Source organism: Natronospirillum operosum (genome assembly GCF_004768465.1).
Classification (GTDB): Bacteria; Pseudomonadota; Gammaproteobacteria; order Pseudomonadales; family Natronospirillaceae; genus Natronospirillum; species Natronospirillum operosum.
Window position 1 is genome coordinate 1 of record NZ_SRMF01000020.1, and the last position, 12,217, is coordinate 12,217.

Here is a 12,217-nt window from a genome sequence, read left to right on the forward strand (position 1 = left end):
ATCCGCCCAATCCGGTTGATGCTGGAGCGTCAAGAAATGATGGTTGCGTGAGAAAGCGGATACTTCAGGACCGACGATTTAGTTTTTACTGAACGAGATACGGTAAGAAGCATAAAGAATGAAGATGGTTCTGACTTAAACCCTGATGACATATTTGTAATAGAACCGTACAACCAAACCTACAAATCAGACAAGCTATCCACGCTACTGGTAAATAGTGACCTTAAAGAGCGGTACGATTCTATACATAGCAGCATAGATGAAAGAAAAGATAAGTTGCTGAATGAGCTTAAATCTTTATCCGGGCTTAAAAATGGGATTGAAGAAGAGCTATCCAGTTCTTTTACTCATGCACCAAACGAGTTCTATAAGGCGTTGATTAGAGTTAAAGAGGAAGTTATTGATGGAGAAGCCCCAATACTTGATGATATTACTTACACAAAGGTCTTTTCTGACAAAGTCATAGCATTCATTGAAACCAAAGATTTTAAGGATAAAATAGCCGAATATATTGAGAAATACGATGAGCTAGTAGATTCATCAACCTATTTTAAACGTGGAGTCTTCAACCATAATAATGCCTCTGTAATTGCTAAAAACCTGAAGGATAACGGTTTCTTTGATGCTAAACATTCTGTGTCTTTGAACTCTGATGGTGAGAAAAAGGAAATATCGACTCAAAAGGAGCTAGAAGAGGTAATAAGCCATGAGAAGGAAGCAATATTAAATAACCCTGATCTTTCAAAAGCGTTCGATGCGTTGGATTCCAAGCTGAAGGCGAATAAGGAGCTGAGAGACTTTAGGGATTATCTGATGGAAAATAAGAAGATATTGCCAGAATTGGCAAATCTAGATCTGTTTAAAAAAAAGCTTTGGGTTTCTTACCTAAAGCGTTCGAAAGACACCTATTCAGAACTGGAGAAAGAGCACAGTAAAGGAAAGGAAGAAATAGAGTTAATTGTTAAGGAAGCTAAAAGAGAAGAGACAAGTTGGCGAAGCGTTATCGATATATTTAATAAGCGCTTCTCTGTTCCCTTCCAACTGTCCGTAGATAATCAAGAAGATGTGATACTTAAAAGTGATGGCCCTAGTATCAAATTTACGTTCAAAGACTCCGATAATTCAAAATCGATAAATGAACCAGAGCTTCTACGAGTTCTAAGTAACGGAGAGAAGCGTGCACTATATATTTTAAACATAATATTTGAAGTGGAAGCACGGAAATCTCGGGGGCAGAAAACATTATTCATAGTGGATGATATAGCTGATTCGTTTGATTACAAAAACAAATATGCAATTGTTGAGTATCTGAAGGATATATCAACATTTAATGATTTTTACCAAATACTACTTACCCATAATTTTGATTTTTATAGAACTGTATGTGGTAGGTTGGATATGGGTAGGGAGCATAAACTACATACTATCAAAAACAATGATGAAGTTATCTTGGTGCAAGAAAAGTATCAGAATAGTCCGTTTCATCATTGGAAGAGGAATTTAGACAGAAATAATGCAATGCTTATTGCGTCTATTCCATTTGTTAGGAATATTGCTGAGTATTCCGATGATAATGATAGCCTCACTAAGCTCACGTCATTGTTGCATATAAAAAGTGATACTCACTCCCTTAAAATATCTGATATCGAGAATGTACATAAGGACGTACTAAAGAATCACACAAACCTCGATTTGCCCAACAAAGATAAACTTGTAACAGATGTAATCTTCGAAGAAGCTGACCGAATTACCGGCGATGAAGGTGAACAGATAGATTTAGAAGGAAAGATAGTGCTGGCTATAGCCATCCGCCTGAAGGCTGAGGCGCATATGATCTCTTCCATTAACGATCAAGAATTTGTCGATTCAATAACGAGCAATCAGACATTTAAGCTCTATAGAAAGTACCTGGAATTGGGGTTGGGAGACAATGAAAGGTTAGACCTTCTCGGGCAAGTAAATCTAATGACGCCTGAGAACATTCATATAAACTCGTTTATGTATGAGCCTATATTGGATATGTCTAATAAGTCTCTTGTTGGACTATATGAAAGCACGAAAAATATACTTACGTGCTAGATAAGCAGCTAACAAACGCATGCACTCGGACAACCAAAAGCGTCGCTCCTACGTCACGCCACTTTTGGCTGCCGGTGATGCGAGGCGTTAAGTGGCTCTGCCGTTTGGCAAATGGAGGGTTTTCAAGTGACTGCCAGCACTAGGGAGTCCAACATCGGGGCCGCGCTAAATAATATATCCGGCAGCTTCGTTCCCGGTGCCATTAGCCAATTTGAAGTTTGTGGCCATGCTTTCCCGTTCGTCGTGGCTTGCCACAATAAAGGTTTGGGGGCGCATCATCAAGACCAGCGTTCTTGCGGGTGCCATAATTACAGTTTAGGTTCGCTCACAACGCAGTAATAGCAAATGGGGCGTGTCGCCAACTTAACAATGCCAGTCTGTCCGACACCAAACCCTACGCTCACGCGTAGGGTTTGGTGCGGCAGCTGGCAGGCGTTATATAGCCAAGTTCAGCTAAGGGGAATTAGATGGCAATTTTTGGAATTGGAGCATATTACGGCGAGGACGTAAGTGCTGAATTTATTGAGCACGGAATTGCCGGTCCCGGTTGGGGGCAAGATGATGCGCCGGAGCTGTTCCAGTACATAGCCTCTTTGAAGGTTGGAGACATTGTTTACATCAAGTCTTGCTCCGCCGGAAGTAAAGATATTCATGTTAAGGGGATTGGATTCGTTGCTGACCACAAACTCCTAACTGAAGAAAAAGACACAAAAGGTATCGTCAGCGCAGGGAGGCGCATAAATTGGATAAACCGTGAAAGGTTCACTGTTCCAAAGCCTAAAGAGAAGAACAATGTTCGCTCAAATACTATATATGAGGAATTTCATCCCGAGATTCAACAGGCAATAATGTTAAAGGTCATGGGTTCGGTCGATGCTACATAACCAAGCAATTAAGTACGCTCCCTGCGGTCGCCGGACGCTCGTTCCTCGCGCCGCTTATTGCGGGCGTTAGCCAATTTAGAGGGCAAGTATGACTCACAGCATGATGCAAAAGGTGAACAGTTTTGCTCTCAGAGCCTTTCGAGACACCGCTGACAGAGACTACATCCATGCTCGTATGGCTTACAGGGCAGACCTGTTCCCACAGTTTCACTGGTCTGCACTTCATGCTCTTGAGAAATATGCAAAATGCATTGCAATTCTTGCCCGTGTTCCAAAGCCAAAGCACGCTATAAAGCATGAGGTAGAAAGAAGCTTAGACCTTATCTATGAGAAGCTAGATATTGCTCTGTCAGAACAAACCAAGAAATTCATAAAAAGGCTTGAGGAGTTTGGCGCAAGATTTCGATACCTAGAGGTGTCTTGGTTCATAAAGGACTGTGAGCTCGCGATATTAGATCGAGCAGTATGGGAACTACGACGTTTCTGTAATGCGGAGCTATATGAATATTCTGGCAACCAGTTTGTTTCAATATCCCAAGATAAATACGAACAGGTAAAGGCCATTGATAAGCCGGACAAGACTAATACTCTCATCCTTGGTGGGTTTATCGAGAAAACATTGGAGAAAAGAAATTCAAGGGCTAGGCCTGATCTAGTTTGGTGCAATCTGTACTACTCAGCATCAAAGCGTAAAAGGGTTTATATGAAGAGCTCTGTCATGGCTGAGAATTCGCCGTTTTTCCTATATCCTGAAATAATTGACGAGGTGTCTAAATACACCTTTATTCCAAAAGAAATAAGTGACGCCTACAAAAATGGCTAACAATGCCAGTCACGGCGACGGCTGCTCCATTGCGGCTTCGCCTCCATTCTGCAGTCGCGCGTGCTGGCGGCGTTAGCCGAGATGACGATGATTCCAAGTTTTGAAAATCGCGAACCAGCGCAGATCATTACGGAAAGAAGCTATTTCGAATCGTCAGGACGAATTTACAAGGCGCTGTCATGGCTTGATTACGCCAAACGGAGCAATAATATTAGTGCGCTTGAATATGCTGCGCTGGAAACTCGGTTGGGAATTGAGCAGCTTCTTTTTGAGCAGCTGGTGGTCGGGGTTGGTTCAGAGCTAGAGCAGAAGGAGTATAAAAAATGCAAGGGAAACGCGAAGCTTCTTGATCAGGTTTTGACACGGCTGATCCCGCGATACGAAAAGTTGGTAGACTTCACGGTTGCCCTGGCGCCAAAGGGTATACCGATATCGAAGTGGGACAATTCCCGTCTGATTCGAGACAGTGGAAAAGTATCGAAATACCTTCATTGGTCTGGGGGCCTTGATACAACGGTCCAATCCGAAGAATGGTTTAATTCTGGCGTCGATACAGTATTGGGGGCTGCTAAGTATGTTTGGGATACCCTCACCAAAGGAAATACCGCAATTATTCGGATAGAGGATTTACAACCCGAAATACGGGAGCTTTGGGAGTTGTATGCAAGCGATCAGATTACTCTTGAAAGTGCTGCCACTCGGGCTGATATCCTTGAACCAACGCTACAAGAGCGGCTAACAAAGGGCTCCAAGGAACACCAGCGCTAACGCGCCGTCGCCCCTGAGCCATGGCGTTAGGCTTATTCTGGGCTCAGTACGAAGCGAGCAGCGTCTTTGGCTATCCATTGGAAGTATGATCCGGCGAGCAGGAATATCGAGATCAAGAGCATAAGCCCGATCAGGTTGGTGTCAGCAAAGCCCCCATCGACATATGCCCAAGCCGCTTTCATCATCCATCCCCATAGGCCCACTCCAAAACTGAAACAGAACATAAACACGGCCATGATGCCGGAAACAACGAAAGTAACCGCCATCAGTCCTACACGAAAATTGAGGGGAAGCTTCATCATCGGGTTACGCCTTATGCTATGGTTTATAGCAGTTTGGCGGGTAACCTTAAGCAACGCAAGTGCCTGTAGATACGCGAAAAGCCTAACAATTTGTTCAAGTTCGTTCCCGGCCTGGCGGCCGTCCACCGGGCGTCCTTTTCTCCGCTTTGCTCCAAAAAGGCCGCCGCTTAACATTGGCGTTGAACTAAACCGCTTCGCGGTAGCTGTCGTCGCATCATGTATCTCGCCCCATCGCACCACACTGTTCCTTGACCCATGTGGGTCAGAGAACAGGAGTGATGACGATGACTGCCTTACGACAGAAGATGATCGAGGCCATGCGTCAGCGTGGCTTTGCGCAACGTACCCACCACACCTACCTGATGGTGATCACGGACTTGGCGTGCTACTTCCACCGCTCGCCTGACACGTTGAGGACCGACGACTTACAGCACTTCTTCCATCACCTGGTCCAGGAGCGCGGTTTGTCCGACGCTAGCTGCCGCGTCTACCTATACGGCGTGCGTTTCCTGTACCTGCACGTGCTGCACTGGCCGTCGGTGGAGGTATCGCTGGTGGTGCCGAAGACACCGCAGCGGATTCCTGAGCTGCTGACGCGCGACGAGGTAAGGCGGATCCTGGCCGCGTGCCACAATCCCAAGCATCGCATGATGTTCGAGCTGTGTTACGGCTGTGGACTGCGCGTGAGCGAGGTCTGCCACCTGCGGGTCAGCGACATCGACAGCCAGCGCGGCCAGCTGCGTGTCGCGCAGGGTAAGGGCGCCAAAGACCGTATGGTGCTGTTAACCGCGACCCTGATCGATCGCTTGCGCGATGACTGGCGCGCCTATCGACCGCGAACCTGGTTGTTTCCCAGTGCCCTGTTCCCGGATCGTGCGCTGCATTTGAGTGCGCCACAGCGGGCCTTTAGCAAGGCCAAGCAGCGGGCCGGTGTCGAGCGCATCGGCGGCATCCACAACCTACGCCATGCCTACGCCACGCATGTGCTGGAACAGGGGGGGCCGGTGCATCAGCTGCAGCGTCTGCTGGGCCACCGCAGCGTCCAGTCGACGATGCGCTACATACACTGGCTGCCGGGGCAGCAGGGGGCTGGTCAGGCGCCTATCGACCTGGTCGCGTCGCTGGAGGTGGCCATGGCTAAGACCGCCACGCTGCAACAGGCCCTGACGCGCTTTCTTAACCCGGCCGGCCTCGATCGCCAGCGCCGTCGGGTATGCCATCACCTGCTGGCGTGTCGCACCGAGGCGATGGGCGGCATGATCCTCAAGTGTACGGACTGCGACCACACCCAGCCGCACTACTTCGGCTGTCGTGATCGCCATTGCCCGCAGTGTCAGGGCCGCGCCATGCACCAGTGGGCCGAGCGTCAGCAAGCGAACATCCTGCCGGTGCGCTATTACCATGTCGTGTTCACGCTACCCCATAGCCTCAATGGCTGGGTCCAGCTTCACCCCGAAGTGATCCACCGGCTGCTGTTCAAGAGCGCCTGGCAGACGCTGCGCACCTTCGGCCGCGATCCCAAGCGCCTCGGCGGCGAGATGGGCATGAGTGCCGTGCTCCATACTTGGGGCCAGAACCTGAGTCAGCATGTGCACCTGCACTGCCTGGTCCCCGGCGGGGCCTTGGGCGACGATGGCCGCTGGCATGGGGCGCGTAGTCACTACCTGTTCCCGGTGCGGGCGCTATCGCGCCACTTTCGCGGTCACCTGGTCAGCGGCCTGCGCCGGGCGGCCACTGCCGGCGAGCTCCACCGGGTCACCCGGCCCGGTGACGTGGATCAACAGCTCAATACCCTGATGGCCACCGAGTGGGTGGTCTAGAGCAAGGACTGCCTCGAGCACACCCACGCCGTGGTCCGTTACCTGGCACGCTACACGCGCCAGATCGCCATCAGCAACGCCCGTATCCTCGCCGTGGACGACCACCAGGTCACCCTGCGCTACAAGGATTATCGCGACCGTGACCGCCACAAACGGCTCGTTCTTAATGGCGAAGAATTCGTGCGCCGCTTCCTGCTCCATGTCCTGCCCAAGGGGCTGATGCGGGTGCGTCACTACGGCTTTCCGGCCAATCGCTGTCGGCGACGACGCCTCGCCCAGATCCGCCAAGCACTGATGGTGGCGGAGACGGCGCCGGATACCGATACAACCGCCGGCGACAAGGAACCGACTTACACCTGTCCGCACTGCCGGCGGCCGACACTGCGGGTAAGTGGGACCCTCGCCCCTCGGCGACCGACACTCGGCCGACCACCCAACCACAGGGGGCAACGCTATCGAGCATGAGGTAACGCCAGATACACCACGGAGTCGGCCAGACAATGGCCCGGGCTATCCGGCCCGCCTGCGGGTCGCGGCGGCGCTCGTCCCGGTGATGGATTTCGGTCAGCAGGCGGGTTACGTTGGGATGAATAGGGGCAGGAAACGACGGGCATGATGATCACGAACACGGTTCACACACGTCACCAGGGCACTGCATCCGAGCGATCTGTCCCCCCAGGAAGCGCAGCGGTAAATACAATACCCTATAGAAGCGGCGCAGCAGCTTGACGGGCGGCTTAGTCCAACAGGCATTTATTCGCCATGCTGCGCACAGCGAATAAATGCTGAACAGTTAGATTTATCCAGATAGTAGAGAGTTAAACATTGAGTAAATCAGTTTTCATTAGCCACGCGGTCAAAGATTCAAAAATTGCTGAACAAATAGTTGAGCTACTTGAAGGTGGTATAGGTGTACCAGAGAGTGAAATATTTTGCTCATCACTAGAAGGATATGGAATACCGACTGGAGAGAATTTTGTTACTTATATCAAGGGACAAATACAAGAACCTAAAGTCGTTATCCTACTTTTAACACCATCTTATTTCGCCAGCAATTTTTGCCTTAGCGAGCTAGGTGCTTCGTGGGCTATGTCCCACGACGTGTTTCCTATTCTGGTTCCCCCACTGAGTTATGATGATGTAAAAGACGTTCTTTTGGGAACTCAGGTGGCAAAGATTGACAATGATATTAAATACAATGAGTTACGCGATTGCTTAATTGAAAAAGTAAGCTGCACAAGTAAGTCCAGCACAAAGTGGGATACAAAAAGAAAGGCCTTCCTTAAGTCCGTAAATTCGCTGTTGAAAAATATCAGCTTGCCCGAGACTGTATCAAGTGAAGAGCTTATACAGCTGAGACAAGAGTTAGATGAGTGTAAAGAAGAATTGCTCAATTACGAAGAAGAGTCCCAGTCCCTGAGAGAGTACATCAAGGATCTAGAGAAGCTAAAAGACACTGAGTCTGTTAATAAAGCAAAGAAAAAATCAGGGCTTCATTCTACCGCTGAAGAATTCGAGGAGTTGGTGGATGAAGTATCATCGTTTTCAAGTAAACTTGGCTCTGAAGTATTTGAATTTGTTTTATGTGAATACTATGGAAAACCTTATAAAGTTAACCATTTTGAACATGGTGATGAGTTTTCTTCTGCGGCGAGGTACAACTATATTGACATAGAAGATGGCGAGTCAGTCAATTGGAACAACAAGGAAATGAAAAAACTCGATAAACTATTAAATAAGGTTGGATCGATGCTGGAGGATAGTGAACATATAGAAGAGCTTTTTGAATACCATGAGGATCGCTACGATATAGAGCCTGAGGTAGACAACCAGGCTTTTTGGGAATTGCATTACAAAATCTAACAATCGGCTGCACAGCGACCGATTTTCCGCCGCGGCTCCAAATCGGCGCGTGAGCCGGGCGTTAGCACCTGACAAGGATCGTAGTAAACGGTATGTATGTATATTTAGATGAAACTACGTTTGGTGAGAATAATGAGTATAGTGGGTATGCATGCTTCATCACCAAATATCGCATTGAAAATTCAGTGATTGTCGAAGCTCTAAATAATTTGAGAGCCGATCCAGATGTAGCGAGAGAACAGTTCAAAGAACACGATAGCAGAACTTTGGATCGAGAGTATTTTCATGCGGCAGATGATAGCCAAAACGGGCACTCGCACCTTTGTCGCTCAATAAATAAAAATATTGTTGGTAATTTCAGTTCTCATTACTTTAAAACTAAGGAGCACAATTTCAAGAATACAGAAGAAGCGTACGATCTTGCTTCCAAGCTATCTATGTTGAGTGTTCTATCTGAAAGTGACGAAGTTACATTTGTCTTTGAAGAGCGAAATGATCTTACCAGAAAATATATTGAGAAGTGGTGGGATTCATTATGGCCAGACATTCTTAAAAGCCAATTTACTTACCCTTATATCAGGACGTTTTATCCGGTCCTAAATTATGAAATATGCTCAAAGTCTGATCCCGGGTTGCAAGTTGTGGATTTCATTTTATGGGCGTCGACAAGGCAGGTTCTTGATAAGAATTGCCCTTGGTTCAATAGGCTAGAATGTTGGTTTAAAACTGAAATTAAGCCTGAAAGTGAGACTTGGGGCGGTCATTCGTTGTCTTTTGGGATGAATGAAAAAGACAACAAAGAAACATATACAATAACCGACTACCAGCATGACAATGAGCAGCTTAATTCATTTGAGTATCAAACCCATTACATTGTGAATGCCCAAAAGGTGATCAACTTGGTCGCGAGCTTAGGACCTCAAAAGGGTGTAGATCATTTCTGGAGCGAAATTGAATTCCTTCATAATACGCGAGTTCAAAAAAGCACTGCCAGTCATATCGAAAAGCTAGCAACGTGTTTTTTAAAGTTATTTGATAACGTCACACTGATTAAAGATGACACATCTAAAGAAGATAAAGCGTTCTGGTTAATGTGCCGAAAATGTTTCTCATATGCACTACATAAACACGATGTTGGTGGCAGAATGCATTCGATTCGATTATCCGATATTAGAAATAAAATCATAGAGAATGATGCAGATGCACTACAGCAGTGCTAACCAGTTGCTGCACGCGGATAAATTACTCGCTGCGCTCCTAATTTACCGGTGAGCAAGGCGTTGGACGGAGTAGAGGGGACACGTTAGTGAACACTCGTCTCAAGAATCTAATTGGTGGCCGTCCACTTTTGACTGGAGCGATCGTCTTACTCATCGCAGCGCTCATTGAGTATGTTGTACACACTCCAAGATTTGGTATGAGCGCCGGCTTGGCCGCTTTCCTTGGTTTTTCGTTACTGCTCTATCTTCTCCACAATGGATACAGCTTCAAGAAGATCGTGGCCTCTGGATTTGGCTTCACGGTTTCGGTAGAAGGACTTGCTGCTCCGTGGGAGCAAAGCCCAGAGGATCGCAAAGAGACTGTAAAGGACTACATATTCGGGCTTGAGTTCTCTGGTGATGTGGTTGAAAGCGGCTCGAATAGCGATGGATACTGGTATCGTTATTCCAATGAAGTGCAAATCGCTCGTTCCCGATGCAAATCCACTAATGCACGGGAGTGGGTAACCTTTCCACAAACGTTTGCGTCAGCCCCGGAGGTTTTAGTTAACTCAGATGCATATGCACTAGATACCTCGTCTGTTACTGCGGAGGGCTTCTATGTGGATAAGCGAGGGGAGCATGAGCATGAGTCGGAAATTAGGTACTTCGCTATCGGGATGTGGATCTGAATTATGCATAGAATTATGAACCGCGTGGTCGTTCAATTCTGGCTAGACGCTGGTTTACAACCCGTCCAACAAGGCCATTCAGTCGACGCTCGTACCTCACGCGGCTGATGGCTGACGTTAAATACTGGAGGAAAAGTATGTCACTTACTGTGGGGAAATATCAGCTTGATGGGCCATTTGACTCAACAACCCAACTTGAGGATCGTTCAGGGGTCTATGTAATTGTTTGTTCTATAAATGGTCAGTATCAGCCAATAGATTGTGGCGAGTCCGCAAAAGTAAAGTCGCGAGTCGAAAGTCACGACCGTGCGGATTGTTGGAAAAATAACTGTAGTGGAACACTGATGGTTGCCGTTCTCTATACCCCTAACCTGCAATCTTCTGGTCGAGTTGCCATTGAACAAGAGATTCGGGGGCAATACTCATTTCCGTGCGGGGTAAGATGACGCTGGCATTTAACAATCACAGGCACGGCGACGGCTACTCCATTGCGGCTGCGCCTTCACTTCGCAGCCGCGCGTGCTGTTGGCGTTATGCCCTTACGAGAGAACCCTGAACAGTGCTGACAATCCGAGATGGTCAAATCGTTTTCGCGGAAGCGCACTTGTTGGAGCCAGCGATTACAGATTTCGAGGGTATTGAAGCCCGATATCGCAATCTGGAAATAAGCATTCCCCTTCACATCGTGAGCGATCCTACCTGTCGCTATGAGGCGGGATATGGTCGAGGCAGAATATCTGATGAATTTTCGAGGCTTGGTGCCAAAGAACGACTTCTGTCGATACTTGAGCGCAAAACACTGATCGGCAATCCCAAGGGTTACTACGTAAATAAAAATCGCCCGGGTGTCACCCCTCTCGAAAATGATCAGATAAAGTCAGTTAGTTTCGCGTACTGTGGCATGAGCGAAGTCGCTCGGCACTTTGATGCCCGAGCGTCGAAGTATGGAATCGTGTTCTTTCATGATTTTTTGAACAATCGCGGCCTTCGTAAGGTGCGCTACATAAACGAGCAAGATGACGAGGCAACTCGCAGCGTCATCTTTAATTCCCCACATCTGCTTGAGTCTTATGGGCCGAAGTACGATATGCGTTGGGAAAACGAGTGGCGTATTCAAGGTCAGCTAACGTTCTCTCCTGAAGATGTTGCGTTCATCGTTGTGCCAGATGAAGACTACGATGAATTCATTGGTTCGCTGGTTCAAGATCGAGTTGGTGAGTTCTGGCCCTTACCAGCTTCGGTCTTCGACGACCCGATCAAATTTCTGTGGATGGCTCACAGATTGGAGCACCACGCTTGGTGGCAAATTGAAATTCTTGGCGGCCTGCTCGTTGATTTCGATATGTTTCCCGAGCCGAACGCCGAAGAGATTGAGCAGATTAATGAGAACTGCGGATTTTGGCTTGAGTGCTTGAGTAAGGCTGAAATACAAGAATTCTATGAGCAGCGGTACGTCAGTAGATTTCTGGCTTTTTCAGATGCTGTTGACTCCCGGAGCCTACCGCCGACGCTTCGTGGCCAGCTTGAATCTGTAAGAAGAAATGCCGGTGAACCTTCCCAGACCCACCGCGACTTGATGATTGCTTGCTACGGTGAGTTGTTTCATATTCAACGAGATCGAATAAACTTGTGACCCAACTAGACATCGCGGCTCGTCGGTACGGAAAGTGCCTACCCATACACGGGCATAACAAATCGCTGCACCTGACAGCGTCGGTCCTGAAGTATCCGCTTTCTCACGCAACCATCATTTCTTGACGCTCCAGCATCAACCGGATTGGGCGGAT

General features: G+C 47.9%; 9 protein-coding genes and 2 pseudogenes. 10 read left to right on the top strand and 1 reads right to left on the bottom strand.

Annotation, left to right across the window (positions count from 1 at the left end):
- The first annotated feature begins 276 nt into the window (after positions 1 to 276).
- From E4656_RS19940 to E4656_RS19955, 4 genes are all read left to right on the top strand, one after another.
- Positions 277 to 2,079, top strand: coding sequence for an ATP-binding protein (locus E4656_RS19940; protein ID WP_135485088.1), 1,803 nt, complete (start codon positions 277 to 279; stop codon positions 2,077 to 2,079).
- A gap of 467 nt (positions 2,080 to 2,546) precedes the next feature.
- Positions 2,547 to 2,963: a hypothetical protein gene (locus E4656_RS19945; protein ID WP_135485089.1), complete on the top strand. Its 417-nt coding sequence runs from the start codon at positions 2,547 to 2,549 to the stop codon at positions 2,961 to 2,963.
- An 88-nt stretch (positions 2,964 to 3,051) separates the two neighbouring features.
- On the top strand, positions 3,052 to 3,786 hold the full coding sequence (locus E4656_RS19950) for a HEPN domain-containing protein (protein ID WP_135485090.1): 735 nt from the start codon (positions 3,052 to 3,054) through the stop codon (positions 3,784 to 3,786).
- A 60-nt stretch (positions 3,787 to 3,846) separates the two neighbouring features.
- Entirely contained in the window at positions 3,847 to 4,554 is a 708-nt protein-coding gene (locus E4656_RS19955; protein WP_135485091.1) for a hypothetical protein, read from the top strand.
- 32 nt (positions 4,555 to 4,586) lie between these two features.
- Here E4656_RS19955 and E4656_RS19960 read toward each other — a convergent pair whose 3' ends face one another.
- Positions 4,587 to 4,856: a hypothetical protein gene (locus E4656_RS19960; protein WP_135485092.1), complete on the bottom strand. Its 270-nt coding sequence runs from the start codon at positions 4,854 to 4,856 to the stop codon at positions 4,587 to 4,589.
- Between the two features lie 305 nt (positions 4,857 to 5,161).
- On the opposite strand from E4656_RS19960, the pseudogene E4656_RS20805 reads away from it, so the two are divergent.
- From E4656_RS20805 to E4656_RS19990, 6 genes and pseudogenes are all read left to right on the top strand, one after another.
- Positions 5,162 to 5,911 (top strand): annotated as a pseudogene (locus tag E4656_RS20805) (tyrosine-type recombinase/integrase); the annotation flags it as partial.
- Between the two features lie 78 nt (positions 5,912 to 5,989).
- Positions 5,990 to 7,141: pseudogene (locus E4656_RS20810) on the top strand (IS91 family transposase).
- 360 nt (positions 7,142 to 7,501) lie between these two features.
- The gene (locus tag E4656_RS19975; RefSeq protein ID WP_135485093.1) at positions 7,502 to 8,539 is read left to right on the top strand and encodes a toll/interleukin-1 receptor domain-containing protein; all 1,038 of its coding nucleotides are present in this window, start codon (positions 7,502 to 7,504) and stop codon (positions 8,537 to 8,539) included.
- Positions 8,540 to 8,631: 92 nt separating this feature from the next.
- A complete protein-coding gene (locus tag E4656_RS19980) occupies positions 8,632 to 9,759 on the top strand; it encodes a hypothetical protein (RefSeq protein WP_135485094.1) in 1,128 nt (375 codons plus the stop codon).
- A gap of 86 nt (positions 9,760 to 9,845) precedes the next feature.
- The gene (locus tag E4656_RS19985; RefSeq protein ID WP_135485095.1) at positions 9,846 to 10,430 is read left to right on the top strand and encodes a hypothetical protein; all 585 of its coding nucleotides are present in this window, start codon (positions 9,846 to 9,848) and stop codon (positions 10,428 to 10,430) included.
- Positions 10,431 to 10,989: 559 nt separating this feature from the next.
- Positions 10,990 to 12,063, top strand: a complete 1,074-nt coding sequence (locus tag E4656_RS19990) for a hypothetical protein (RefSeq protein WP_135485096.1) — start codon at positions 10,990 to 10,992, stop codon at positions 12,061 to 12,063.
- Positions 12,064 to 12,217: the final 154 nt, after the last annotated feature.

Excerpts from the sequence above, each read along its gene's own strand:
- E4656_RS19945 (WP_135485089.1), top strand. The coding sequence starts at position 2,547 with ATGGCAATTTTTGGAATTGGAGCATATTACGGCGAGGACGTAAGTGCT.
- E4656_RS19950 (WP_135485090.1), top strand. The coding sequence starts at position 3,052 with ATGACTCACAGCATGATGCAAAAGGTGAACAGTTTTGCTCTCAGAGCC.
- E4656_RS19960 (WP_135485092.1), bottom strand. The coding sequence starts at position 4,856 with ATGATGAAGCTTCCCCTCAATTTTCGTGTAGGACTGATGGCGGTTACT.
- E4656_RS19980 (WP_135485094.1), top strand. The coding sequence starts at position 8,632 with ATGTATGTATATTTAGATGAAACTACGTTTGGTGAGAATAATGAGTAT.